Origin of the sequence: Microcoleus sp. w1-18aA5, from assembly GCF_036701705.1 — a bacterium.
Lineage (GTDB): Bacteria > Cyanobacteriota > Cyanobacteriia > Cyanobacteriales > Microcoleaceae > Microcoleus.
In genome coordinates this window covers 16,893-42,901 of the sequence record NZ_JAUPTE010000002.1, presented here as the reverse complement: position 1 = coordinate 42,901, position 26,009 = coordinate 16,893, and the positions used below count along the sequence as shown (strand labels likewise).

At 45.9% G+C, this 26,009-nt stretch carries 27 protein-coding genes; 14 read left to right on the top strand and 13 right to left on the bottom strand.

Going from position 1 to position 26,009, the window contains the following annotated elements; translation table 11 throughout:
• Positions 1-107: 107 nt before the first annotated feature.
• From Q5691_RS01295 to tatC, 3 genes are all read left to right on the top strand, one after another.
• A complete protein-coding gene (locus Q5691_RS01295; protein ID WP_333343773.1) occupies positions 108-2,285 on the top strand; it encodes an EAL domain-containing protein in 2,178 nt (725 codons plus the stop codon).
• Between the two features lie 338 nt (positions 2,286-2,623).
• Entirely contained in the window at positions 2,624-3,568 is a 945-nt protein-coding gene (locus Q5691_RS01290) for an NAD(P)-dependent alcohol dehydrogenase (protein WP_333099182.1), read from the top strand.
• A 183-nt stretch (positions 3,569-3,751) separates the two neighbouring features.
• Positions 3,752-4,597 carry a twin-arginine translocase subunit TatC gene (gene tatC, locus Q5691_RS01285; protein WP_333343772.1) on the top strand — a complete coding sequence of 282 codons (846 nt, stop codon included), beginning with the start codon at positions 3,752-3,754 and terminating at the stop codon, positions 4,595-4,597.
• 117 nt (positions 4,598-4,714) lie between these two features.
• Here tatC and Q5691_RS01280 read toward each other — a convergent pair whose 3' ends face one another.
• Positions 4,715-5,023 (bottom strand): carbon dioxide-concentrating mechanism protein CcmK, encoded by a 309-nt coding sequence (locus Q5691_RS01280; protein ID WP_333044070.1) that lies wholly within the window; start codon positions 5,021-5,023, stop codon positions 4,715-4,717.
• A 411-nt stretch (positions 5,024-5,434) separates the two neighbouring features.
• A complete protein-coding gene (locus tag Q5691_RS01275) occupies positions 5,435-5,752 on the bottom strand; it encodes a DUF3067 family protein (RefSeq protein ID WP_333036983.1) in 318 nt (105 codons plus the stop codon).
• 214 nt (positions 5,753-5,966) lie between these two features.
• Here Q5691_RS01275 and petC point away from each other — a divergent pair, with 214 nt between their 5' ends.
• The 6 genes from petC to Q5691_RS01245 all read left to right on the top strand — a co-directional run bounded on the left by petC (position 5,967) and on the right by Q5691_RS01245 (position 11,070).
• Positions 5,967-6,509 (top strand): cytochrome b6-f complex iron-sulfur subunit, encoded by a 543-nt coding sequence (petC, locus tag Q5691_RS01270; RefSeq protein ID WP_242717315.1) that lies wholly within the window; start codon positions 5,967-5,969, stop codon positions 6,507-6,509.
• Between the two features lie 165 nt (positions 6,510-6,674).
• Positions 6,675-7,664: a cytochrome f gene (petA, locus tag Q5691_RS01265; protein WP_333216176.1), complete on the top strand. Its 990-nt coding sequence runs from the start codon at positions 6,675-6,677 to the stop codon at positions 7,662-7,664.
• Between the two features lie 105 nt (positions 7,665-7,769).
• Positions 7,770-8,621 carry an alpha/beta fold hydrolase gene (locus Q5691_RS01260; RefSeq protein WP_333216174.1) on the top strand — a complete coding sequence of 284 codons (852 nt, stop codon included), beginning with the start codon at positions 7,770-7,772 and terminating at the stop codon, positions 8,619-8,621.
• A gap of 111 nt (positions 8,622-8,732) precedes the next feature.
• A complete protein-coding gene (gene psbQ / locus Q5691_RS01255; RefSeq protein ID WP_333216172.1) occupies positions 8,733-9,176 on the top strand; it encodes a photosystem II protein PsbQ in 444 nt (147 codons plus the stop codon).
• Between the two features lie 232 nt (positions 9,177-9,408).
• On the top strand, positions 9,409-10,536 hold the full coding sequence (locus Q5691_RS01250) for an FAD-dependent oxidoreductase (protein WP_333343771.1): 1,128 nt from the start codon (positions 9,409-9,411) through the stop codon (positions 10,534-10,536).
• A 51-nt stretch (positions 10,537-10,587) separates the two neighbouring features.
• The gene (locus tag Q5691_RS01245) at positions 10,588-11,070 is read left to right on the top strand and encodes a hypothetical protein (protein ID WP_333311712.1); all 483 of its coding nucleotides are present in this window, start codon (positions 10,588-10,590) and stop codon (positions 11,068-11,070) included.
• Positions 11,071-11,265: 195 nt separating this feature from the next.
• Here Q5691_RS01245 and Q5691_RS01240 read toward each other — a convergent pair whose 3' ends face one another.
• Positions 11,266-11,763, bottom strand: a complete 498-nt coding sequence (locus tag Q5691_RS01240) for an NUDIX hydrolase (protein ID WP_333343770.1) — start codon at positions 11,761-11,763, stop codon at positions 11,266-11,268.
• 204 nt (positions 11,764-11,967) lie between these two features.
• Positions 11,968-14,598, bottom strand: a complete 2,631-nt coding sequence (locus Q5691_RS01235; RefSeq protein ID WP_333343769.1) for a M1 family metallopeptidase — start codon at positions 14,596-14,598, stop codon at positions 11,968-11,970.
• 224 nt (positions 14,599-14,822) lie between these two features.
• Between Q5691_RS01235 and Q5691_RS01230 the strand changes: the two genes are divergently transcribed.
• Positions 14,823-15,905, top strand: coding sequence for a class I fructose-bisphosphate aldolase (locus Q5691_RS01230; protein ID WP_333216660.1), 1,083 nt, complete (start codon positions 14,823-14,825; stop codon positions 15,903-15,905).
• A 302-nt stretch (positions 15,906-16,207) separates the two neighbouring features.
• Complete coding sequence (gene cas6 / locus Q5691_RS01225; protein WP_333216658.1) at positions 16,208-17,089, top strand: CRISPR-associated endoribonuclease Cas6; 882 nt, start codon at positions 16,208-16,210, stop codon at positions 17,087-17,089.
• Here cas6 and Q5691_RS01220 read toward each other — a convergent pair whose 3' ends face one another.
• Positions 17,090-17,416: an antibiotic biosynthesis monooxygenase gene (locus tag Q5691_RS01220; protein WP_333055299.1), complete on the bottom strand. Its 327-nt coding sequence runs from the start codon at positions 17,414-17,416 to the stop codon at positions 17,090-17,092.
• A 428-nt stretch (positions 17,417-17,844) separates the two neighbouring features.
• On the opposite strand from Q5691_RS01220, the gene Q5691_RS01215 reads away from it, so the two are divergent.
• Together Q5691_RS01215 and Q5691_RS01210 are read left to right on the top strand one after the other, a co-directional pair.
• Positions 17,845-18,312, top strand: coding sequence for a response regulator (locus tag Q5691_RS01215; RefSeq protein WP_333343768.1), 468 nt, complete (start codon positions 17,845-17,847; stop codon positions 18,310-18,312).
• Between the two features lie 100 nt (positions 18,313-18,412).
• Positions 18,413-18,706 (top strand): DUF2103 domain-containing protein, encoded by a 294-nt coding sequence (locus Q5691_RS01210; RefSeq protein WP_333055302.1) that lies wholly within the window; start codon positions 18,413-18,415, stop codon positions 18,704-18,706.
• Here Q5691_RS01210 and Q5691_RS01205 read toward each other — a convergent pair.
• Together Q5691_RS01205 and Q5691_RS01200 are read right to left on the bottom strand one after the other, a co-directional pair.
• Entirely contained in the window at positions 18,695-19,321 is a 627-nt protein-coding gene (locus Q5691_RS01205; RefSeq protein WP_333343767.1) for a HEAT repeat domain-containing protein, read from the bottom strand. The two genes, Q5691_RS01210 and Q5691_RS01205, sit on opposite strands and share 12 nt — an antisense overlap.
• A 70-nt stretch (positions 19,322-19,391) precedes the next feature.
• On the bottom strand, positions 19,392-20,114 hold the full coding sequence (locus Q5691_RS01200; RefSeq protein ID WP_333216651.1) for a LuxR C-terminal-related transcriptional regulator: 723 nt from the start codon (positions 20,112-20,114) through the stop codon (positions 19,392-19,394).
• Positions 20,115-20,206: 92 nt separating this feature from the next.
• Here Q5691_RS01200 and Q5691_RS01195 point away from each other — a divergent pair, with 92 nt between their 5' ends.
• Positions 20,207-20,911 carry a DJ-1/PfpI family protein gene (locus tag Q5691_RS01195; RefSeq protein ID WP_333343766.1) on the top strand — a complete coding sequence of 235 codons (705 nt, stop codon included), beginning with the start codon at positions 20,207-20,209 and terminating at the stop codon, positions 20,909-20,911.
• Between the two features lie 21 nt (positions 20,912-20,932).
• Here the strand turns inward: Q5691_RS01195 and Q5691_RS01190 are convergent, their stop codons facing one another.
• The 6 genes from Q5691_RS01190 to Q5691_RS01165 form a co-directional block, all read right to left on the bottom strand.
• Positions 20,933-21,772, bottom strand: coding sequence for a HEAT repeat domain-containing protein (locus Q5691_RS01190; RefSeq protein ID WP_333311706.1), 840 nt, complete (start codon positions 21,770-21,772; stop codon positions 20,933-20,935).
• A 373-nt stretch (positions 21,773-22,145) separates the two neighbouring features.
• Complete coding sequence (locus Q5691_RS01185) at positions 22,146-22,430, bottom strand: phycobilisome linker polypeptide (RefSeq protein WP_333107417.1); 285 nt, start codon at positions 22,428-22,430, stop codon at positions 22,146-22,148.
• Positions 22,431-22,677: 247 nt separating this feature from the next.
• Entirely contained in the window at positions 22,678-23,547 is an 870-nt protein-coding gene (locus tag Q5691_RS01180) for a phycobilisome linker polypeptide (protein ID WP_333214783.1), read from the bottom strand.
• Between the two features lie 193 nt (positions 23,548-23,740).
• Complete coding sequence (locus Q5691_RS01175) at positions 23,741-24,556, bottom strand: phycobilisome linker polypeptide (protein WP_333214781.1); 816 nt, start codon at positions 24,554-24,556, stop codon at positions 23,741-23,743.
• Between the two features lie 149 nt (positions 24,557-24,705).
• A complete protein-coding gene (gene cpcA / locus Q5691_RS01170) occupies positions 24,706-25,194 on the bottom strand; it encodes a phycocyanin subunit alpha (RefSeq protein ID WP_006631256.1) in 489 nt (162 codons plus the stop codon).
• 102 nt (positions 25,195-25,296) lie between these two features.
• Positions 25,297-25,815, bottom strand: a complete 519-nt coding sequence (locus Q5691_RS01165; RefSeq protein ID WP_333037001.1) for a phycocyanin subunit beta — start codon at positions 25,813-25,815, stop codon at positions 25,297-25,299.
• Positions 25,816-26,009: the final 194 nt, after the last annotated feature.

The following is a 26,009-nucleotide window of genomic DNA, read 5'->3' as shown; positions in this document are numbered from 1 at the left end:
TCCAGGATCGCAGGACTTCTTTGTGGGTAAAGTGACTTTTTTAACCGAATAATTAAACTATACTATTTGTGCATATGTTTATATTCCTCTAGCAGGAAACTAGGGAAATGAGTATGATTGTTGATAGAACTAGCGATAGGGTTAGCGATCTAGCTACAAACTACCGAGGCAATATTTTAATTGTTGACGATCTGCCTGATAACCTACGTCTGCTCAGGGATACTTTGAGCGCACAGGGTTATAAAGTTCGCAGTGCCACGACAGGTGCAATGGCGCTCAGAGCCGCCCAATCTCCATCGACGGAGTTAATTTTACTAGATATTAAGTTGCCCGATCAGGATGGGTATGAAGTTTGCCGAAAATTAAAATTAGATGAGCGCACCGCAGACATTCCCATAATTTTTTTGAGTGCGCTAAATGAAACATTTAATAAGGTGCAAGGGCTGGCAGCGGGAGGAGTAGATTATATTGCTAAGCCATTTCAAGTCGAAGAAGTATTAGCTCGTGTTGAAACCCACCTAACTATCGGAAGGCTGCAACAAAAACTCCAAAAGCAGAATTTACGTCTATTGATAGAAATTGAAGAACGGCAGCGTCTTGAAGAGTCTCTCTTTGCCGAAAAGGAATTGGCTCAAGTGACACTGCAATCAATTGGTGATGGGGTTATCACTACAGATGCCCAAGGTAATGTGAGATATTTCAATCCTATAGCTGAGCGACTGACAGGCTGGAAAATTCATGAGGTTCAAGGCGTTCCTTTCTCTAAATTATTCCTAATTGTTGATCAAGTAACACGAGAGCCAGTAGAGAATCCTATAAACAAGGCTCTATTAGAGGAGCGAATTGTGAACTTAGCTAACAATACTATTCTGATTGCCCATGATGGAACGGAGTACCCCATTGCTGACTCGGCTGCACCAATTCGAGACCGCCAAGGTCAAATTATCGGGGCAGTTATCGTCTTTCATGATGTTACTGAATCGCGCTATCTCACCCGTCAACTCTCTTGGGAAGCCAGTCACGATGCCCTGACGGGGTTAATCAACCGTCGAAGATTTGAGCAGCACCTAGTTGAGGCGATCGCCTCTTGTCAAGATAGCAATCAGCAGCACGCTCTCTGTTATTTAGATTTAGATCAGTTCAAAGTCGTTAACGATACCGTAGGGCATATTGCTGGCGATGAGCTACTGCGCCAAATCACCGCACTTATTCAACAGGGAGTCCGTGTTAGTGATATGCTGGCTCGCTTGGGAGGTGATGAATTTGGTATTTTGCTCTCTCAGTGTTCGCTCTCTGAAGCAGCTCAGATTGCAGAAAAACTCAAAGACTTAGTGCATCAGTTTCGGTTTATTTGGAATAGCAAAACCTTTATCATCGGGGTCAGCATTGGAGTTGTTGCCATTAACCAAACCAGCAAAGATTTGATGCAGGTTCTGGGAGAGGCTGATGCAGCTTGTTATGCCGCCAAAGCGAGAGGCCGCAACTGTGTTCATGTTTATAGCCTAGATGATGAGGAAGTAATTAAACAACGTGGTGAGAGACTGGTGATTTCCCAAATCAGCCGAGCGTTGGGAACCAATCATTTTCGTCTCTACTGCCAAAAGATTGTCTCTATTAGCTCTAACCCATTAGTAGAGCATTATGAGATTTTGCTCAGAATGCTGGACGAAAATGGAGAAGTAGTATCTCCAAATGAGTTTATTCCCGCCGCGGAGCGTTATGGCTTGATAACTGAGATCGATTGTTGGGTAATCGAAACTTTTTTCTCTAATTATCACAAATTGCCGGAAAAAGATGTTAACCAAGGCTTGTATACGATCAATCTTTCTGGGGCCAGCATTAGTAACAATCAGTTTCTGAGGTTTTTAATCGAACAATTTTCTCGCTACAAAGTCCCCCCACAAACCATTGGTTTTGAAATCACGGAAACCGCAGCGATCGCAAACTTTGAGCAAGCCAGATATTTCATGGGCGAACTCAAAAAGATTGGCTGTTGCTTTGCTTTAGATGATTTTGGCAGTGGGTTGAGTTCTTTTGCTTATCTGATGAATTTACCAGTTGATTATTTAAAGATTGATGGTGCTTTTGTCAAGAATATTAGTCATAATTTGATTTCTCAAGCGCTCGTTGAAGGCTTTAATCGTATTGCCCATGCGATGAATCTTGAAACTATAGCTGAGTTTGTCGAAGACGAGACTATCTTAGAAAAATTGCGGGAGATTGGAGTAGATTATGCTCAGGGTTATGGGATCGCCCGCCCTCTTCCTATTAATTTTAATCTCTAGTCGATCGCACGCTTGCCAGCGAACCCATTGCCTCACGCCTGCGTCCTGTCAATCGATTTTAGATTTTAGATTTTAGATTAAAGAATTGAAGCATTGACCCCACGGATAAATTCGGGGGGCAAGTTTCTCGGATACAGGTTTTTTATTTCTGGGTCCTGAGTCTGCTTTCGGAATGAATCTGGGGGCTTGTATCCTGGATGCTTTCGGTCTGGAGGCCTCCAAGAGTTGATCGCCCGCTGCTACAAGTCTAGCTCAATTTACTGTGTCACATTTAGATCGAATGTGCTGTAATTGTAAAGGATTGAGTCTTCTCTTAAAAATAGACCGGGAAATTTGCCATGAAAGCAGTTGCGTTCGATCGCTACGGTTCAGCCGAGGAATTGCAGTACCGAGAGTTAGAAAAGCCGATAGCCAAATCCAACGAATTGTTAGTGCGAGTTCGCGCTAGCAGCGTCAATCCCGTAGACTGGAAAATCCGGCAAGGACACCTGCAACTATTAACAGGATATAACTTTCCTCGAATAGTCGGTTCTGACATATCGGGAGTTGTCGTGGAAGTCGGCCGGGAAGTCACCAAATTTCAACCCGGAGATGAAGTTTATACTTTCTTAAATCCCATCAATGGGGGTGCTTGCGCCGAATACGCGGCCGTGCCAGAATCCGATGCAGCAATTAAACCGAAAAACATCACTCATGCAGAAGCAGCAGCAGTACCGATCGCAGGTTTAACTGCTTTGCAATCGCTCAGGGATTTGGGTCAAATCCAAGCAGGAAACAAAGTATTGATTAACGGTGCTTCCGGCGGAGTCGGCACTTTTTCCGTGCAAGTTGCGAAAGCAATGAATGCGGAAGTAACGGGAGTTTGCAGTGCAAAAAATAGAGAATTGGTCAAGAGTTTGGGAGCAGATTTTGTCCTGGATTACGAGGAAGTTGACTTTACTCAACAAACAGATAAATATGATATAATTTTAGATGCTGTCGGGAAAAGAACATTTGCTGAATGCGAAAAAGTGCTGCAACCAGAGGGAGTTTATATCTCGACTTTGCCAAGTTTCGAGAACCTCGCACCGATGTTAACAAGCTGGTTTATATCGGGTAAAAAAGCTAAATTCATTCTAGCCAATGCCAACCCCAGCGATTTAGAGGCTTTGCGGGAGTTAATAGAATCCGATAAAGTTGAGCCGATTGTCGATCGCACTTACAGCTTACAAGAAGTAGCAGCAGCCCACGCTTACAGCGAAACGGGCCGCGCGATCGGCAAAATTGCGATCGTCATTGAATAATCAAGGCACGACACGGATTTTGACACCGCTACACGGATTAATTATCGATCGTTCCTTCTGCTGCTGAAGTCAGAATAAAGAATGAAGAAGGAAGTCGGAGCAATTATGAAATAACTATTCTCAATTTTCAATTTCCAATTAATTACCAATTTCCAATTACCCATTACCAATTACCCATTCCCTATGACTGCGCCCTCAAACTTGGAGACATCCGAACAAGGTTCCGACAACAACCTCGAAGCAATTAGCTCCGAAAACAGCATTGCACCAATCGCAGGCGGTGCGATGGGTTCTCGCAACTTAGAAAACGAATTTCTCGACGAACTTCCTGACGAAGTTGAAATGTCTTTATTCGACCATTTAGAAGAATTGCGTCAGCGACTTTTTTACTCGCTAATTGCAGTAGTAATCGCTGTAATCGGTTGCTTTTTCACAGTTAAACCTATAGTCCAACTGCTAGAAGTACCGGCCGGGCCCGTCAAGTTTCTGCAACTAGCTCCGGGCGAGTATTTCTTTGTTTCTATCGAAGTAGCCGGATACAGCGGTTTGCTTATAGCCAGTCCGTTTATTTTTTACCAGATAGCGCTGTTTGTTCTCCCCGGTTTGACTCGCAAAGAACGCAGGTTGCTGGGGCCGGTGTTTTTCGGTTCGAGTTTCCTATTTTTGGGCGGGTTAGTCTTTGCTTACATTGCTCTGATTCCGGCGGCGCTTAATTTCTTTGTTAGCTATGGGGCGGATGTTGTGGAGCAGTTGTGGTCGATCGACAAATACTTTAAATTTGTGCTGCTGTTAATGTTCAGCACTGGCTTAGCTTTTCAAATCCCGATTCTCCAGGTATTGCTCGGTGTTTTGGGCATAGTTTCTTCCAACCAAATGCTCTCCGGCTGGCGGTATGTAGTCTTGGGAGCAGCAGTTTTGGGAGCGGTTTTAACGCCTTCTACTGACCCTTTAACGCAAAGTCTTTTAGGAGGTGCGGTGCTGAGCTTGTATTTTGGCGGGGTTGGTTTGGTAAAGCTTTTAGGACGCTAAAAACTTCACAGAAAGATCGATCGACTTGCCGACAAAAAAATATAGAGACGCGATCGCCCGCGCCTCTATAATTACTAAAAGTTAAAATTCCACACCAAAGTTTTGTCAAAACTTTGACTACATTCGGAACTGTTCTACTTCGGGAGTGTAGCCGATCGGCAAAATGTAATCCAGATTCTCGTGGGGACGAGCAATTATGTGATACGATAGCAACTTTCCGCCATCGACCTTTTTAACTGATTCAATTCCAGCAGCAACGGCTGCTTGCACTTCAGAAACATCTCCTCGCACTATAATTGTCCAGTAGGCGCGGGTTATTTTCTCATAGCGAACTAAAGTAACACGGGCTGCTTTCACCATTGAGTCCGCAACTTCTACTGCAGCGGGAAATCCTAAGACTTCAACCATTCCCAGTGCAACACCCATTACAACATTCTCCTAAATTTCACAAGATATCTGACACTCATTGTATGTGAAATTGTTGACAGAAATTGCTTCGGATGATTTTGGTAAGCTAGAAGTCCGATCGCCCAAAATTTAAAAAGCCCCTAAAAAGCCCCAGAAACTGTTGCGGTATTTAAATCCCACAGTTGCGGGCGCGCAGCAAAGCCCGCCACACAAGACTTTGAATCAAAACAACTGTGCAAATTAGATGCGCCACAGCTTAGTTTCTCACCAGCAGGAAGTCGTATGACAAGCTCGCCGATCGATTTTCGGGACTTTGGGCTCAACTAATCCAGCCGCGGCGCGACACAAAACTTTAGGGAACTCCCCCAGATCCCGGCTGTAGAGTCAATCTAAAATCTAAAATCTAAAATCTAAAATCGACTGAGTGATTCAAAACTCGTCTAGCAACCACTCGGAGGCTCTTTCACCCAAATCTAGAGGAACGCTGACAGCTTTGCCCAAACGCGGGCGATCGCGAGTAGTTACGATGTATTCTCTCACCTGTTCAGTGCTTCCCCAGCCGTTGAGGTAATTGGCCACCGCATCCAAATGCTCGAAATAATCAGCCTCCGTCATCGGAAAAGATGCCTGTTCTAGATATTTCCACATAACTTGTACAAAAATCTTGCCCCGCGTTCGCCGCAATCTGATATCGTAAGACTTTCCCCATTTTTCTAGCAGTAGCTGGTGTAAATCCTGGCCCGTCATGGTTGCTCCTGAGTTAATCCATTAAACAATAAAAGACAAAGTTCAAAAAATGTAATAATACTCTAATAAAGGCTGGAAGGCGCATTCTTAAAAGGAATTTTCGCGGCCTAAAATTTGTGCGAGCAGATTAACGGCAATTATCCTCCTTTCTCTGCACGTACAAGTTCGCTAACAGCTAACAAACAAACGTAACTTAAAACCGTAAAGGCAGGTCATGGCTCAATCTTCTGCTGGAAATCCCGATGTTCCCGATATGGGGCGTCGCCAATTTATGAATTTGCTGACGTTCGGTACAGTCACAGGTGTGGCACTGGGCGCACTCTATCCCGTTGTCCAATATTTTGTTCCTCCGTCGAGTGGGGCAGTTGGGGGCGGAGTGACAGCTAAAGATGCTTTGGGTAACGACATCATCGTTAGCGAATATTTGGCTTCGCACCCTGCGGGCGATCGCAGCTTAGCCCAAGGTCTCAAAGGCGACCCCACCTATGTTGTGGTCAAAGAAGACCAATCTATAGCCGACTACGGTATCAATGCAGTCTGCACTCACTTGGGTTGCGTCGTGCCTTGGAATGTTAGCGAAAACAAGTTTATCTGTCCTTGCCACGGTTCTCAATACAATAATGAGGGCAAAGTGGTGCGCGGCCCCGCGCCTTTGTCTCTGGCCCTGGCCCACGCCACTGTCGCAGATGACAAGATCGCTTTTACAACTTGGACAGAAACAGATTTCCGCACCGGCGAAGCACCTTGGTGGTCTTAAACTATTTTGGATTTTAGATTTGAGATTTTAGATATGGGGTGAATGGTGAAAACCACAGATAATTGCATCCCTAAAGCAGTCTAATAATCCAAAGTCCAAAGTCCAAAATCCAAAATCCAAAATCCAAAATCCAAAATTGTCTGACCTTTGAGATTGAATACTCTAATGCCACAAACTAATTTATCTGCGATATTTCGCCGCAGTGCCAGGACGATCGCGAAAACAGCCTTAATTGCGATCGTAGCCGCAGGATTTTTCCTTACCAGCGACATCGCACTTCCCCAAGCAGCATTTGCTTACCCTTTCTGGGCTCAGCAAACAGCACCCGCTACTCCCCGCGAAGCAACAGGCCGCATTGTTTGCGCTAACTGTCACCTCGGTGCAAAAGTGACTGAAGTTGAAGTGCCGCAATCGGTTTTGCCTGACACAGTGTTTGAAGCTATTGTCAAGATTCCCTACGATACTAGCGTGCAACAAGTTGTCGGCGACGGCAGCAAAGGTGGCTTGAATGTCGGCGCAGTTGTGATGTTGCCCGAAGGTTTCAAGATTGCTCCCGCTGACAGAATTCCCGAAGAAATGAAGGAAAAAGTCGGCGATCTTTACTTCCAACCTTACAGCGAAACCCAAGAAAATATTCTTTTAGTGGGCCCGGTGCCGGGAGAACAGTACAAAGAATTGGTATTCCCAGTTTTGTCGCCGAATCCAGAAACTGACAAGTCGGTTCACTACGGCAAATACCAAATTTATGTTGGCGGCAACCGCGGTCGCGGTCAGGTTTATCCTACTGGCGAAAAGAGCAATAATACTGTTTACAATGCTTCGGTAGCTGGCAGCATTTCTAAGATTGCTCAACCGGAAGCTGGCGGTTATGAAGTGACAATTCAACCTGCTGAAGGTGCAGCCGTTGTTGATACGATTCCCGCAGGCCCAGAACTGATTGTTACTGAAGGACAAACAGTTGCAGCAGGTGAACTTTTGACGAACAATCCTAATGTGGGTGGCTTCGGTCAAAAAGACGTGGAGATTGTGCTGCAAAGTGCAGGTCGAGTTAAAGGATTGATGGCTTTCGTGGCTATAACCATGCTGGCTCAAATCATGCTGGTTCTCAAGAAGAAACAGGTCGAAAAAGTTCAAGCTGCTGAAATGAATTTCTAAACGCGGCTGTAATTAGTTGGGTAAGGTACTATGTGTGCACCCAACTATTAGGTAAGTAGGGCGGGGAATACCCGCCTTATTCTTTGATAAATAACAAGTAAAATAATGTTAATTGATGAGAAGATAGTTGAAGTAGGCCCGCTGCAATGGTTTTATCGGGAAACAAATCCGGTTAACGAAACTGGTAAACCGCCCGTACTGCTGCTGCACGGTTTGCCGTCTCAGAGTTTTACCTGGACTGTAATGATGCCGGATTTGGCTGCACAGGGATTTAGATCGATCGCCCCAGATTGGGTGGGCTACGGGCGATCGACAAAACCAGACAAGCGCGACTTTGCCTACACTCCCGATGCTTTTGTTGACGCCCTTGCTGGCTTTATTCAAGCTATAGAATTAGACCGATTTTACCTCGTTGTCCAAGGATTTTTAGCTTCAGCCGGCATTCAATACGCTTTACGCAATCCCGATAAAATTGAGCGTCTAGCCATCATAAATACACCAGTTTCAGCAGATATAAAATTGCCTTGGAAAATGCAGCAGTTGGGGCTGCCTTTTATTGGCGACATGATGACGCAAGACCCGCTTTTGGTTGACAGAACTCTCGAAGGTGGCAGCCGCCAGACAATATCAGACAAGGATTTAGATGTTTACCGCCGCCCGTTTTTGAAGAGTTCGGATGCAGGTCGATCGCTGATGAATACAGTCCGCAATATTCAATTGCCGCAGTCAATGGCCGAAATTGAATCCGGCTTGAAAGGATGGACTCGACCAACTTTATTTGTATGGGGTTTGACAGATCCTTGGCTGAGTGTTGAACCTGTTCAAAAGCTAGTCGGTTCCCTGCAAAATGCAGAGTTAGTCACACTGGAACAAGCGGGGCATTATCCTCAAGAACATTGGTCAGAAAAAGTTGGCGATGCTGTGATAACTTTTCTGCGCCGCCAGGAGGTAAAATAATACTTTGTACATAACTCTCGGTGCTAGGTCAGTGAACCAGCTCCTCGCCGAGCTGCATTTCCAGGCAGAGCCTGAGAACGAGAAATCTAAAATCTAAAATCTAAAATCAATATGACTCGTCCCCGTTCAATTTTTGCCTTGATGATGGCGTTTTTGATGGCATTTCTGGTTAGTTGTAGCAGTGTGGAAGCAAAAGTTCCAACGACTTACACAGCAGCTCAGACCCAGCAAATTCAGCGCTATGTTCCTACTCTGACAGAGTTCCGATCGCGCATGGATAAACTGGGAAACCTAATTCAAAAACGGAATTGGATTGATACCAGAACTTACATTCACGGGCCTCTAGGCGACTTGCGGAATGTAATGAAAACCGTTTCTGCGAGTTTGTTGCCTAGTTCTCAACAACAAGCTGTTGATTTAACTAAGAGTTTGTTTACCAATTTGGTTAACATTGATCTGGCTGCTAAAGAGCTTGACTATGCAAAAGTCACGGCCAGCTATCAAAAAGCTGTCAATGATTTTGATACTTTCTTGCAGCTAATTCCTAAAGCTTAATTAGCTTTAACTCACATCTGGCATCCAGGACAGGCAAGATGCCTGTTCCACAAAGAAAGAATCAGTTTTCTTGTGGGGCGTATCATTGTCAAAAACAGGCAAGATGCCTGTTCCACAAAGAAAGAATTAGTTTTCTTGTGGGGCGGGCATCTTGCCCGTCCAAAAAAGGTTTATATGGACAAAACCTAGGAAACTGTTAATCTAAAATCTAAAATCTAAAATCTAAAATTGAATGGTTCGTGTTGCAATTATTGGTTGTGGTATTGTTGGGGCTTCGATCGCCTTTGAACTAAGTCAATTTCCCGAACTGCAAGTTACTGTGTTCGACAAACAGCCGCCGGCACAAGGTTCTACTGGCGCTGCACTCGGTGTCTTGATGGGAGTTATCAGCCACAAAACTAAGGGCAGAAATTGGCAGTTGAGGGAAACCAGCCTTCAGCGCTACGAAACTTTGATTCCTGAATTGGAAGCAGTTACGGGGCGAAAAATTCCTTTTAACAAAGAAGGAATTTTAATGCTTTGTTCGGAGGGAGAGGATTTAAGTAAGTGGGAAAAATTGATAGCCACTCGCGAGTCTCAAGGTTGGCAATTGGGACTTTGGGATCGGGAACGAGTGCGATCTCGCTGCCCTCATCTCTCTTTAAACGATCAGATTATTGCTGCGATTTATTCCCCTCAAGATCGGCAAGTCGATCCGACGGCGCTAACTTTGGCTTTGGTTGATGCTGCTAAACTCAAAGGAGTTAATTTTGAGTTTGGAGTGGAAGTTCAAGGCATTACTGAGTTGGATTCTCAGGTGTCTGAGATTCAACTCGCATCTTCCATTGCTGTCAATAATTCTTGTGGAACAGGCATCTTGCCTGTTATTGAAAATTTCGATCGACTAATTGTGGCGGCTGGTTTGGGTTCTGCTGCTGTGACTGCATCGTTAAATCAGTTGGTTGACATTCGCCCGGTGTTGGGACAAGCGCTGCATTTGCGATCGCCCAATCCTGTAGGAAACCCAGATTTTAGCCCGGTAATTACTTGCGATGACGTTCACATTGTGCCTTTGGGAAATCAGGAATTTTGGGTGGGGGCGACAGTGGAGTTTTCCGAAAATGGCGGGGAAATTCAGGCGAATGCTGATATCTTGGCGCAAGTGATGGCAAGGGCGATCGCACTTTGTCCCGCCTTAGCATTCGCCTCAATCATCAGGAAATGGTCAGGATTGCGCCCGCGGCCGGAAGGGCGACCGGCCCCAATTATCGAGATGCTTCCCGGTAACGATCGCGTTCTCATCGCCAGCGGCCACTATCGCAACGGTGTTCTGCTGGCCCCTGCAACAGCGCGATCGATTCGAGAAATGATTTTGCAATAATTAACAAATGTTAATACAATCAAGATAGCCATTCATATCTTACATCTAAATATGTCCGACAAACCTTTAGGTAAACCCCGCTCTTTGTGGCGAGTAATTTTGCTGTCTGCAGTCAGTTTACTGCTATATTACGGATGGTACAAATGGATTATTCAAGAAGAATTGCGTCGCTATAACGGCATTGGTTGGTCGGGAACCCTTTGCTTGCTTCCCTTTGTTTTAGGAGTAGCCGTCCCCCAAGCTTTGCGAATATTCGACCCTGACGTTCCCGGATGGTTTGGTTGGTTTTCCTTGCTGGGTATTGCTTGGATTTACATCGTGCAGTTCAAACTTTACAAGACAGTTAACGAATTGTACCGCCAAGAAGGAATCAAAAAACCGCTAACAGTTTGGTGGCTTTTTGTACCAGGTTTAAATTTAGTTGTCGGCTTGCGGCAAATTCACTTTTTGAGCCAGTTTTGGGCGAGAAAACAGGGAATTGAAGTTAAGGATAACTTAGCCGAAAGCATTCCTTTTCTGTCAGCTAACGCTTAAGGGGAAACTTTTTACACTGCCATCATTTTGTAGGGTGCGTCAGTAATCATAGCTCGATTTTCCAATACTTTAGCTGACGGACGCACCCTACAAGTTTATACTAAGACCAAAAAGTGGTTGGACGCGCGAAGAATTATGGCGCTAAGATGCGCCTCGGCGCACCTTAGATAATTAGGTTCTGCATCCATGACTAAATTACCAGAACCTATTAGGTAAATCCGCCAAAATAAGTTTCAGTTCCGGTTCATTAACCCGCTTAATTGCTTTAGGAATACTTACCCACTGCCGCTTTCTCTTGGTAGCTTCGGGCCAAATTTCCAGAACTGCTTGCACTTGCATTAAAAATACTCCTACCAGCCAAGTACAGCCGGACTTTTGATACTCGTAAGTTCCTAGCAAATCCGGGAAAACTTTACCCAACAAACCTGCTTCTTCCCAAGCTTCCTTGGCGGCGGAATCTTGGGGAGTCATGTCAGGTTCAATTAATCCTTTGGGAATCACCCAGCGCTTGCTAGCCGAAGAAGTAATCAGCATTACTTCAATTTCTCCGTCTTGAATACGATAGGGAATTACCCCCGATTGCTCTATCAATACAGCGGTTCTTATACTCATGATTGGTGCAATATTTCTGGGTGAAAAAGCTACTGCAACTTCATCAACAGTTGACAACTCAAAAATAAAAATTGCATCCACATTCTAGATAATTCCCCAGTTGAGACAACAAAGTGGAGAATAAAGATATTTGGTTTTTCCCCTCTGTGGAAAATAGGAAATTCCCATGCACTCCCACTGAACAATTATATTATTATAATAACTGCGCGAAATCCTCTACCGACAAGCAGATAAAAGCCGATCGCCAATATCTGCCTTTATCTGCGCCGGTATGGGGTTTTACACCTAATCTTTCTTCGCCTTAGCCTCCAAATTTTCCATCCGACTCCTCAAATCTTGATTCTCCTTTTTCACCTGGTCTAATTCCTCCCGCAACTGCTTTACCGCTGCATCAGAACCAGAATTTTTCTGCACTCTTTGCACAGCTTCATCAGCCATGCGGCGAACGCGGCCATCGGGAGTTTGGTCAGCTAAAGAACGCAAAATGCGAATTGCTTTGCGAGTTTGCATTTGTCCTAATCCCGCTACTACAGAGACTTGAGTCAAGAAAAACGTCTCTTTAGATAATTCTGCCAATCGCTGCAAAATCCGTTCTAAATTGACCTTCGTTTGACCACTCGAAATTGTGCCCAAAGCTCGAATTGCAGCCAAGCGCAAAGCTTGCGGAGTGCCGACGGCTGTGTATTTCAATATTAAATTCAGCGCATCTTCCGAAGTTTTCATCTGCGCCAAACCGGCGATCGCACCCGATCGCACTACCTCATTCCACCCCTGACGCTCTTTCAGCACCAATTTTAACTCTTTCAGTACCTGTTCGTCGCTCGGTTTTTCGTCGGGGTTAGCCCCTGCAATGGAGCCCATAGCAGTCGCTGCTGCTGCTTCTACATAATAGCTGTCGTCGCCTTTTTCGACGATCGATCTCAGCGCTTTATAACTTTCGTGAGTTTGGATTTTACCCAGCGCATTCACCACAGCGCGACGAACACGAGCATCTTTATCTTTTAAACCACTTACTAAACCTTCAAAAACTTGGTCGAGTTTAATTTCAACTAACTGACCGGCAACTTCTGCCCGTACTGCCCAGAACGGCTCTTTCTTGAGAACTTCTGACAGCGTTTTCACAGCTTCCAGCCCTCCCTTCTTCGCCAAAGCTTGGGCAGCGTAAATCCGCGAAACAGGGTCTGGATCGAATTGTAACTGAGCTTTTAATTCAGCAATTCCATACTCTAAAACAACAGTTTTTAAGTATTTATTGCCGACATCAAAACTTATAAATGCAGGCTTCTCTTCGAGAGGAAAATAGAAGCTTTGCTCGCGCTCATGCACTCGGACTATGAAAGTTTTTAGGTTCGGAGTCGAAGGTGCTGAATTGTCATCATCTGCTTCTTTTTCCGGCTTGTAACCGAAGCCGATCGGTATTTTAAGATCGAAAACATCTTTGCTGTTGCCGTTGCCATTTTTGCTATCTTTTACCTGAGTTTGGGTGACAGTAACTTTTGCTAACTTGCTGTCGCCATCCCAGGAATAAGCAACCTTATAATCGGGATGACCACCGCGATAAACGTACTGGTCAAACAAAAACATGAGATTGCGACCAGTAGCCTTTTCTATCGCCCTGAGCAAATCGATTGTTTCTACAGTTTTGTGAGCGTTATCCCGCACAAAAGTGTGAATTGCTTTATAAAATAATTCGTCGCCCAACTCGGCGCGAATCATGTGATAGACACAAGCACCTTTTTCGTACAAATGGCGATCGTACAATTCAATGGCCTCGCGGTAAACGTGAGTAACCATCGGGCGGCGGTAGCGAGAACTGTCTTCTGCTAAATAACTGCGGGCTTCATTTAACATATAGTAAGCCGCCTCTTCTTTGCCATATTCTTTATCAGTCCACAGCACCTCGGAATAAGAAGCCATGCCTTCTTTCAGCCAAGCATGAGACCAATGTTTAATTACTACTAAATCACCGAACCATTGGTGAGCCAATTCGTGGGCGACTAAGCTTTCCGTGCCTCGATTGTCGAGGCTGGCGCGTTCGTCTAACAAGCACCTATCTGTTAGTAAAGTTGTCGAAGTATTTTCCATACCGCCGAAGATGAAATCATCGACGCAGACTTGAGCGTATTTGGGAAAAGGGTAAGGATAGCCAAATGCTTTAGAGAAGAATTCAATCATTTGAGGCGTTTTGCCCATGCTGCGCTTAGCGTCTGCTTCGCGGCTTCTTTCCACGTAATAATTAACTGGTTTGCCGTTCCATTCGTCTTTAATTTCGGCAAAATCTCCTACTGCTAAGGTCATTAAGTAGGTCGGGTGTACCTGGGTTTGGGACCAGTGATAAATTTTATCGTCGCCTTCGTTTTTTGTACTAATTAATTCGCCGTTGGAAATAGCAAAGAGTTGTCTCGGAACTTGCACTCGAATTTCCGAAGTTGCCAACTGTCCGGGATAGTCGAAACAGGGAAACCAGAAGCGGGAATCTTCGTCTTCGCCTTGAGTCCAAACTTGTGTTGGTTTGTCTGGATAGTGTTTGTCCGGGCCGACGAAATAGAGGCCACGCTGGGGTTTTTCGACTGAGTATTCGATCGCAATTGTAATTGGTTGGTAAGCTCCGGTTGGTTCGTGTAGTTGAATTTGCAACACTTCGCCATCGCTGTCGAAATTTTGCTCAATTTCGCCAATTTTTACTGATTTGATATTCAGGTTGACGGCATCTAAGGTTAATTTGTCAATACCGCTGCGGACAGGATTGATGCGGATGCTGCAAGTGCCACGAAAGCTTTGTTTGGGAATATTCAGCACTAAGTCGAGGAAAATGTGCTCTACTTGACCAGGGCGATCGGGGTTGTAGTGGGGCCTGGCACCGGGCATCTCGAAGGATTTGTGACCGTTTTCAGAATCAAAGTAAGTGTGTGACATTGTGATGGCAAAGTTGTGAGTCGATCGGCGATCGCTGGCAGCGCAGATCCGGCTGAACTGCCAGCTTATTATAGAGTAGCGCGTCCTAGCTGCTGTTGTCGCTAACTTGTTAAAAACTGCGTCGAGTGTTGATGAGATTGAAAATATGATTTTTTCGCTACAATATCAGCAAGGTTAATGTCTGCAATCATCAGCCTGCAATTGAAATTGAGAGGGAAATCTGTATGACAGCTACACTATCAGTTCCCAGTTCGATCGAATCTTGGCTTGGCGACGAAGCCGAAGACTTGCTCACTCATCAAGCAAAAGTTTCTAAAGATTTGTTGCACCTGCCGGGGCCTGATTGGGTCGATCGCATTTTTGCTCAAACCGATCGATCTCCCCAAGTTTTGCGATCGCTTCAGCAACTCTATTCTAGCGGACGCTTGGCCAATACCGGCTATTTATCCATCCTGCCCGTAGACCAAGGAATCGAACACTCGGCGGCCGCTTCTTTTGCACCGAATCCAATCTATTTTGACAGCGAAAATATCATTAAATTAGCAATTTCTGCTGGCTGCAATGCTGTCGCGACAACCCTGGGAGTTTTGGGAAGCGTATCTCGCAAATACGCGCACAAAATCCCTTTTATTGTCAAGCTCAATCACAACGAATTGCTGACTTATCCCAATCAATTTGACCAAATAATGTTTGCGACCGTCGAGCAAGCTTGGAATTTGGGAGCAACAGCAGTCGGAGCAACAATTTATTTTGGTTCTCCCGAATCGACGCGACAAATCCAAGAAGTCAGTCAGGCTTTTGCCCACGCTCACGAATACGGAATGGCGACGATTTTGTGGTGCTATCTCCGCAACGATATCTTTAAACAAGACAAAGATTATCACGTTGCAGCCGATTTAACCGGGCAAGCAAATCATTTGGGAGTGACAATTCAAGCTGACATTATCAAGCAGAAGTTGCCCGAATGCAACAACGGTTACGAAGCTGTGGCTAAAGCTAGCGGCCACAGTTACGGCAAAACCGACAAGCGCGTTTATTCGGATTTAACAACGGATCACCCGATCGATCTAACTCGCTATCAAGTTCTCAACTGTTATGCGGGAAGGATGGGTTTAATTAACTCCGGCGGTGCTTCCGGGAAAAGCGATTTTGCAGAAGCAATTCGCACGGCGGTAATCAACAAGCGCGCTGGCGGCTGCGGCTTAATTTCCGGTCGCAAAACTTTTCAGCGTCCTTTTGAAGAAGGCGTAAAATTGTTCCACGCCATTCAAGATGTTTATTTGTCGCCTGAAATCTCGATCGCCTAAAAATTTACCGCACTCAATATCACCACCTAAACCTAGCGTGCACCTTACGCACAAATTCCTCTAAACGTAGGGTGCACACTGTGCACCTTACGTGATTAAAATTCTTTAATCTAAGTGGCAACTTAGCTGTAGTATTAATACTAGCTGAACATACATATAGCGATTCTCAAGCGGGGTGAGTCCTATGCCCTATGCCCTATACCCTATGCCCTATGCCCTATGCCCTATGCCCTATGCCCTATGCCCTACGAGCACCTCATGTTACTGAGAAAGGCTATACAGACATAGTATAGAATTTAAAAATGCCCCACAGCCTTGTTTTAAACCTGCTGCCAGTTGCACCAATTCCATCCCAGTTTTTAACGGGGCGGCATCTCCACGCTTTGTTTTTGAACCTTGTGAGTGCTGTAGACAGCGATTTGAGCGCCTACCTGCACGATCAATCTCATGAAAAAGCTTTCACTTTAAGCCCGTTTCAAGTAAGCAGAAAAGAGGCTTACAAAAGCAGTACGCCGCAGCGACAAAAGAGAGCTTTGCCTCCGGATTCCCGCACAATATCTCCGGCTGTACAGTGGGAACACAAGCAAGCTATTCAGGAAAATACGCCGATTTGGTGGCGAATTTCTCTGCTGGATGACGGTTTGTTCGATCGCCTAACTCAACTTTGGCAGCAACTCAATTTTGATCGCCCTTGGCATCTGGGGCCGACAAATATATACATTACTAATATTTTGAGGGAACCGCAATCCAACCAGCCTTGGGTAAACTTTTGTACTTACGCTGAATTGTTCGAGAGAGCTTCGGAAACTGAGCGCCAAATAGCTTTTAGTTTTTGCACTCCTACTAATTTTCGGCAAGGTGTATACGATAGTGCTATGCCCACTCGTGAGAGTATTTTTGGCAGTTTAGCTAATCGCTGGAACAAGTACAGCCGGATTGCGATCGAACCTACTTTCACAGAAGCTATTTTTCCCAGTTTCTTCGATATCAGAACAGAAGTTAGTACAGATTCTCGCAGTAAATTTATTGGCTGCGTCGGGGATATTAGTTACCGAATTATGGGAGATATAGCTCCTGCTACTATCAAGCAAATTAACACTTTAGCAGATTTTGCGCTTTACAGTGGAGTCGGGCGAAAGACGCCGATGGGAATGGGAATGACGCGCCGATTGCAGGTTTTTTAATCATTCACTTTTTGGCTGAATTTCACTAACAATTTCATAAACATCAGTGTCTGGTATTTTCGCAAACAAAGGCGCCATCTGCTTCAATATTTCCTGATAAGCTTCGCTTTGATTGGCTGCCATATCTTCTACGCTTTCCCAAAAAATGATGGCAATACCTTTGTCTGTATTGGGCAATTGCAGCAGGTATGCTCCCTTAAAACCTGTGGCATAAGTTGCAACGGCTTTTTCAAAAAGTTGTTCTGCAGCTTCAAATTTTCCTGGTTTAAATTCGCCAATGGCAACGTAGGCAAACTGATGTCTGAGAAAGTCGAGAAATTCTGACATATCCTTTTCCTCACTTAATAGCGATACACTAAGTTAGATTTTACCCGATCGCCCGAAATTTGTGAACTGCACAGGTTGGAGTTTCGCGCTTAGCTCATCGGCGGATTTATTAATTACACGTAACTGCGATCGCCACTCAAATAGAAACTTTTTAAGTCAGGCGGCTAGAATCTTGATTAAATAAACTATTGAATCGCGGATTTTAGACGTTCACAATCCTAGGTACGCTGGAGCGACTTCTAGTGCTAGTACACAGGGTAAAGCTGCGGATAACTCAAGTGTTGTGCTTAGCTGCGAGCATACACAAAGCCGTAAACAGTTGCCAGTCAAAAGCGGTTTTTTGCAATAACCCTATTGAATTATTTAAAACTAATTTGTAAGAATGATAACAGAGAGATACAAACAAAGTAAAGAGCCTGTTCAAACAAATGAAAAAAATATTAGTAATTGAAGACGATAACTTAATCCGAGAAACCGTATTAGAACTTCTGGAATCGCGCGGTTTTGAAGCTGTCGGCGCCGAAAACGGACAAGTTGGTATCCAGTTAGCTGCCCAAATTCCCGATTTAATTTTGTCAGATGTCATGATGCCGGAACTCGACGGTTTTGAAGTATTCGCAGCCGTGCGATCGCACCCTGCAACCGCCAGAATTCCGTTTATTTTTATGACAGCCTCCGAAATGGAAAAAGCCCTGGAACTTAAAGCAGACGGCTATCTCAAAAAACCTTGCAGTGTCGCAGCAATGCTCGGGGCGATCGCCACTCAACTAGAAAAACCGACAGTTACCAACCCACCACATCAAAAAGTACAGGACAATTCTGCGCCATCAAATCTTAGCTTGCGTGCCCGGAACCAAAAATCTCGGTTTGAGATTGTCTCGGTTTGCTGGCAATGACACTCACAGTAACGTTATTGATACATAAGTTGAGGGAATTTCAAATTGGTTCCCCCCAGGGGTGGCTTAGACTGGGTATGTTGAATTTGGTTAAATATTTATGAACGCACAACCCAAAGGCCGCCTAGTTTGGAACCACTCTACCCACCTTCCCGGTTTGATACCAATTTTAGAGCGCCTCACCCTAAAAATGGGCATTCAAACAGTAACTCCGGGCGTCATCAACAAAGTTAAAGGACACATCCCCCGCATGACATTAAGAGTGTCAGTACCCATCCGCGGGGGATTTAAAATCATCGCCAGACAGGGCAAAACCGTACAAGAAGTCTTTATATTAACGACTCTCACTCAAGGGGACTTGGAAGAGACGATCGCCCAAACCCTACCCAAGTGACAATATTTTCTTAGCAAGCAAAGCCCGGGCTTTCACCGAAGTAGTTTCATCGCTTTGGGTGATTTCCTCAAGTCTGGCCGAAACTTCCGCTAACCAATCCGGTTTAACAGTCGCAGCAGCCGCCAAAGCTTGCAAACCCCCCGCTGCTGCGTAGCGCACCACCCATTCTGGATCGCGGGACGCTTGCAGTAGCGTTTTCACAGCGCGAAGTTGAGCATCTGCAATTTGTTCTGTGGGCATCAATTCCCAGCAAATCGTCCCCAAACCCCTAACCGCCGCCCGCCGCACGCTCAAAGCAAAGTCATTCGCCGCTGCATCCAGCAAAATCTCCAAACCCCTGGGATCGCCAATTCCCGCCAAAGCCCGAACAGCCCAAGCTCTCGCCCCGTAATTGTAGCCGTCAAGCTGTTCTAGAAGCGGCAGCACCGCAGCTTCTCCGAGCTGAATTAGCCCATCCACGGCGGCAACAGCGGCGCCTGGGTTGTTGTAACCGAGCACTGTAATTAAGGTAGGAATTGCTTGTGTTGAGGGAGTCGCCGCCAGTGCTTTGACTGCATTTAACAAGCCTTCGGAAGAATCTGCTTGTTCGACAGCCTGAATTAGTTCTAATGCCATTTATTTATAGTATTTACAGCAGGTTTACAAACGATTTGAGATTTTAGATTGCTCATTTCCACAATATTTCCTATGAACCTAAAATCCCTTGAAGTTGCGCTATCATCTCAGTCCGAGAACAAACATTCAGCTTGCGGAACATCCGTTTGAGAGCTTGCTTGACAGAATTTTGCGTAATCCACAGCGCTGCACCAATCTCAGCATTCGTTAGTCCTTGTGCTACCAGTTCAGCAATTTGTACCTCTCGCGGTGTCAAACGACTCGCTAACGGCGAAATGAATCTTGCCTCCGGCACCTGTAACTTTGCCAGACGGGCTGACAGGTGAAGACATAGCGCGCTCAAGCGAGCAACTTCCCCACCACCAAATGCAGGTGTATCACCGACGCGGGCTAAATTAACTGTACCAATAAGACGGCCGTCGCCTACAATTGGCCCAGTTATTATGTGTTCGTGATCGTAGTAGGCGCAACAGTGCTGATAAAGTTCGCAATGCTTCCAACCTCCCAGAGGTAGCACCATTTCTTCGTGAGCCGGAGCATGGCACTCAAGCACGTAGCGCAACACCGGATCGACGGCTCGACCAACTTTTTCGTAGCGCTCTACAAAAGCACTAACATTGGGTACGCCCCGAACATCAATCTCGGCAATGCCGGAGTGTTCGCCAAAGAAATAGATTCCCCAACGCTGTACTCCAAAATGCTCGCCCACTCCATCCATAAACCGCAGTCGAAGTTCGCGCTCGTCGCGAGCAGAGGCGATCGCGTCAAATAGGGCATAAAGAGAATTAGTCATTGATGGGTTCAAAGTGTACTCACATGGGGACTATGCAATTTTGAGATTACTTCCTACGATAATCTCTAGCAAAGGTTCCAATAATTTGAAAAATGACAAATCAAGCAAAATATTACATTGGTCTGGTGATTTTTCCTGGCATGACTCAACTCGATATGACTGGGCCTTACCAGGTATTTTCCATGATGCCTGACACTCGTGTTCTGCTGTTGTGGAAGACTCTCGAACCAGTGACGAGTAGCGAGGGGATGACGATTTTACCTAACGCCACCTTCAATGACTGTCTGTCTTTAGATGTTTTGTGCGTTCCCGGTGGCGCGATCGGGCAGGTGGAAATGATGCAGGATGCGGAGGTACTGGAATTTCTGCGCCAACAGGGAAAAACAGCCAAATATATCACCTCGGTTTGTACGGGTTCTTTGATTTTAGCTGCTGCTGGACTCCTTCAAGGATACCGCGCTGCTTGCCATTGGGCATTTCGCGACCAGTTAGCAATGCTGGGTGTTGAAGTTGGAACGGGAAGAGTTGTTGTCGATCGCGATCGCATCACAGGCGGTGGCGTAACTGCTGGTATCGATTTTGGATTGGTAGTTGTTGCCAAACTCTGCGGCGAGGAAACTGCCAAAATGATTCAGTTACTTCTAGAGTATAATCCCGCACCACCTTTTAATGCTGGTTCTCCCGAAAGTGCTGGAGAGATTTTAGTTGAGCAAGTGAAGAAATTTGGCGAACAGCTAATAAAGGCATCCCTCGCAGCAACGAAGCAAACAGCGCTCGAATTGGGTATTAATCATTAAGTTAATAGTTACCTGCGCTATTTACAAAAGGCTATCCATTAAGTTCATAACTTGGATAGCTTCATCTGACAAATATAGTGATTCTTGTTGATTGAGGTGATGCTCCAAAACTCCTTTGAGCGCTATCAATTTCAGGCTATTTTCTGCTAAAGTTTCAGAAATAGCTTGCGCTCCCGGCAAATAGCCGATCGCCCCCAAGTCCATCAACGCCGATCGCCTCAACTGCAAATTATCCCCATTCAAAGCACTTACCAATCGCTCTCCGTAAACCCGCTCTCCAGTTAACTGATACATCGCCCGCGCCGCAGCGTACTGCACCCGCTCCACAGAATGTTCTAAAAAAGGTGAAATTAGCGGTATTGCTTCTGTAGCTTGCAGCGTTCCCAAAGCTTCAATTACCGAGTCGTAAGGTTGCACGAGGTGCGATTTTCCTGGCACTCGCACAGCCACAGCTACGCCCCCATCCAATAACTTCATTAGCGGCCCAATAGAATCGCGATCGCCCAGCATTTCTAGAGCTTGAGCCGCCGCTTCCCGCACGTAATAATCAGCGCATTCCAAACAGCGAATCAGGGCCGGTAAGGCTTGTTTGTCACCCAATTTACCCAGAGCCCGCGCCGCATTTCGTAATAGGGAATAGTCGCCGATTTTTGTTTGTTCTGACTCTTCTTCCAATGCGGCAATTAAAGCTGCAATAGCTGCCGGTTCCTTGACTCGAAATCTGCCCACCCACCAAGCAGCATAATACCGGAGACTGTAATCTTGGGAGTGCAAATTTGCGATCGCCTGTTCAACTGTTAAAGACTCGCCCTCAGCTACACCCGCCGGCGGTGAGTCGGATTCGTAATAATCCATAGTCATTAGTTATTAGTTATTAGTTATTAGTTATTAGGCGATTGAAATCGCTGCTACACAGAAAAAACCTGCAAGGGTTAGGGAAACTGACCGATTAAAATCGCTACTAAACACACAAAACCCGCCTGGGCGGGTTGCATTAACTCTTAGGATCGCGAATTAAATAATTTACACTCTTGAAAGTGGGGAGTAGGGGTTGGGCGTCCCGCCCGCCCTTTCTGGACGGGCGGGACGCCCATCCCACAAGAACCATCAAAATTGTAAGTTATTTAATTCTCATTCCTTAGTCCGCTTGGAGTGGACTTTGTTTGTCTAGCAGCGATTTTCATCGCCCCTTCTAGCTTGTGTCGGAGCGATTTTCATCGCCCCTTCAACCAAACTATTGGTGATCGTGCGATGATTCATGGGATGATTCATGCGATGATTCTGCACCCGCGTTTAAAGGATGAATGCTGACAATTTTCCCGCCCATGCGAGTAATTCGCTGCATTTCTTGATTCATCCGATTGTAAGGCACAGTGATAAATGTACTCGCGCTCGATCGAATCGAATAATCCACATTATCTGTTTCATCGCTTTGGCGCAAGCCCACAACTTCATACCGAAAGCAGCGACCAGCCGAAGCTGTATTGCCACTTTTTCCAGCTACAATTTGACCCAACATAAGCTTCTTGGTAATTGGTAATTCTGACTGTTGACTGTTGACTGTTGACTGTTGACTGTTGACTAAAAGCTAGTAACTGCCAACTACCAACTGCCAACTGATACCAATTTTTTATGAGGCTGCATAGAATCTGATCCCCCTAACCCCCCTTAATAAGGGGGGGACAAGATTCTTCTCAAAGTCCCCCAACAACCAGGGGGATTTAGGGGGATCGAGATATGTGCAACTTCACATTAAATTGGTATGACTAAATTGGAGTAATGCTGGCGATTTTCGCGCCCAGGCGTTGAAATTTCTGCATTTGCGAGGACAACTCCTCAACAGGTACGATGAAAGCCTTGCTGCTGCGGCGCACGCTGGGATAGCCGCCCGTGCGAATTCCCGAAACTTCCACGCGCACCAGCCGCCCTTCTTTGCCGTAAGCAGCAGCGCCGCCGAAAGTGCTGCTGGGAGTTACGTTTCTGGCAGAAGGCCGATATGCCCAACCTTCGTTACCGCCGGAAGGCCCAACTACAGCCGTAGCGGTGTTAGTGCCGAGTTCGACAGCTAAGCGAGAGTTATTGCCTTCTAGTTGAGATGTATCGCTGTTTGCATAGCCGCGATACAGGCGGAACATCCGGGTAAAACCAACGGTTTTTTGACCACGCTGGGTGTTAAAGCCGCGGTAGTAAGGTACGATACTTTCGCCGAAGTTTTCTTGATACTCTACTGAATCGATGTAAGAATCAATATCAGCGTCGTAGCCTTGTGTTTGGTACAAATCTAAGTGTTCAACTACTTCAGATTCGTCGTAGGGAGCACGACCGAGCAAGTGTTTGTAGTTTAGTTCGATCGTCCGAGTTTGGAAGCTGTTGTAGAAAAACTTGGTTTTGTACAGTTCTGACTTAGCTACAGCCCGTACAAATTCTCGTACAGTCAAACTGCCGTCCCGCAGCAAAGACTCGGAACTGGTAAGTCGCTCGGATTTCATTAAATAGTCGTTGCCCAGCACCTGACGGTAAACCGCACGAATCACAGTTTCAACGTCGTCTTTGCTGTAGTTCGGGCGCAGTTCTACCTTCGGCGCATCGCTCAATGCGGATGTTCCCAGTCTGGACGCTGCTGTCGTAATCGCCACCAGATTTTCTCCTAAATTATTAATGACAAAAGTTTAATGCTTGGTTGCACTTGAAATTTTTAGGACTAAGGATAATATGCCTCAAAGTAGGGTGTGCACTGCACACCTTACCTATACACATAAAATTGAAGAATTTTTTATCCTTAGTCCTAATTTGCTAAAGACGTTTCAAAAAAACGTCAATACACAAACTTTAAGCTGTGGTAATACTTACCACTTTGCCGCCACGTTTGTTGATTTGCTGCAAGCGGCTCGAAAGTTGCTCGTAAGGCACGAGATATTCGGTAGTTGTCCGCCGCACTTGGGGCGAAAACTTAGCCGAACCTTGCATTGCGGTGACTCGGTAGAGTTGGTCGCGAGAACCGCCGGAAGTCCCGCCAAGGGCTTTTCCGGTGGAGGCCGTGTATATCGGCGAAGCCATATTTCTCGCTACTTCCCAAGTCAGCCGGGCTTGGGTTTGGTTTTGCGAGCGATCGCTAGAAGCAAAACCCCGGTACAATTGAAACATCCGGTTAAAACCGACGGTTTTTTGACCTCTTTGGGTCGCGAAACCGCGATAGTAAGGCACTATACTGTCGCCAAAATTTTCTTCATACTCAACTGAGTCAATATAAGAATTGATTTCAGCTTCGTAGCCTTCTGCATTGTACAAATCAACGTGGAAAGCAATTTCCGACTCGTCGTAAGGAGCGCGGCCCAACAAATGCTTATAATTAAGCTCAATTAACCGCGTTTGCGAGTTCGGATAAAAAAACTTTTTCCGATAAGTTTCGGAATGTGCAATTGACCGCACAAAATCTTTAACTGAAATCTGCCCTTGCATCAGCAGAGATTCTGCACTGGTAAGTCGTTCGCTCGACATTAAATACTCGTTACCGAAAACTTGGCTGTAAGCAGCGCGAATTACTGCTTTCGCATCGTCTTGCGTCCAGTGGGGGCGAAGTTCTACTCGTCCCGCTTCTTCAAATGCTTTTATTCCCAACCGTTCTGCTGCACCTAATCCCGCCATCTTCGCTTCTCCCTTTTTTGCTTTAAAAACTGAAAACTGCTTAAAAAAAGTATTTGCAAAACTAGGCTTCGATCGCAGATGCCCGGAATTCTAAACAACCGCTAACACTTAAGCTAACAGCAGCTTACAATTCCGGGCATCACGCAAATCTAGCTCAGAGCGTTGATTGCGTAGTCGATGTAGGAATTCGCTTCAGTTGCAGCGTCGCCACTCAGACCGTGGTTGCCTTTGATGTACTTGAGAGCTTCAACGTACCAGCTAGGAGACAATTCAAATGTCCGGTTGATTTCGTCAACACCTGCAATCAGGTACTCGTCCATTGGACCGGTGCCGCCTGCAACTAAGCAGTAGGTTACCATCCGCAGGTAGTAGCCGATGTCGCGAGAGCACTTGGCTTTACCGGTTGGGGTAGAAGCGTAGTTCGGGCCTTGCATTTGTTGTGTGTACGGGAATTTGTTGTACACAGCTTGAGCTGCACCGTCGATCAAGCGCTGAGAGTTGGCGGTCAAAGCTTTAGCTGCTTCCAAACCTGCTGCTGCTTGGCGGAAACGTCCGAAGGCGACTTGGAGTTCTGTGCTGCTCAGGAAACGGCCTTGAGAATCGGCTGCGGTTACTGCTTCAGTCAAAGGGGTTTTCATTGTTCTGGTTTCTCCCTAATGTTGTGTTGTTTTTGTACAAAAATGATTGTTTGCAAAAATGCGATGCTCGCTTCTTTACAAGAAAGGTTCGCTTGGCTATTTTTAGCCGACTGCATTGGCTGCGCGGTCGAAGTAGCTGCCGATTTCAGACATCAGCGAGCTGCAATCACCACGGGTAACACCGTTGGGGTCGTTAGCGATCGCGATCGCTGCTTCTTTCATTTTTTGCACGCCGGCTGCAACTGAGCCACCGGGAACTCCCAGAGCTTGGTATGTTTCACGCAGACCGTTCAAGCAGCGGTCGTCCAAAACGCTGGCGTCGCCTGCAAATGTTGCATAGGTGACGTAGCGCAAGATGATTTCCATATCGCGCAAGCAAGCTGCCATGCGGCGGTTGGTGTAAGCATTACCACCAGGAGCGATCAGTTGAGGCTGTTCAGCGAACAGGGTGCGAGCTGCATTGGCTACGATACTGGATGCGTTGCCGGTGATGCGGTTTACTGCGTCAATCCGCTTGTTGGCGTCGGAAACCATGCTGCTGAGAGCATCTAGTTGACCCTGAGCTAGAAATTCGCCCCGAGCGTCAGATTGGGAAACCACTTTTGTAAATGCGTCAAACATGAAAGAACTCTCCTATTTGAGTTAATTGAGTTTGGTTGCGGTATAAAACCGTTAAGTTAAATTTGTTCAGGCTACGAGTGCCTGCAAGGGTTGAAATTTGATGCCAGCTAATCTGCTGGTCCCATCGATCTCTCCCTTTCCGCTACCTGCACTATTGTTACATTGCAACGGAGGTTTAAGAAACCTTAGAAAAT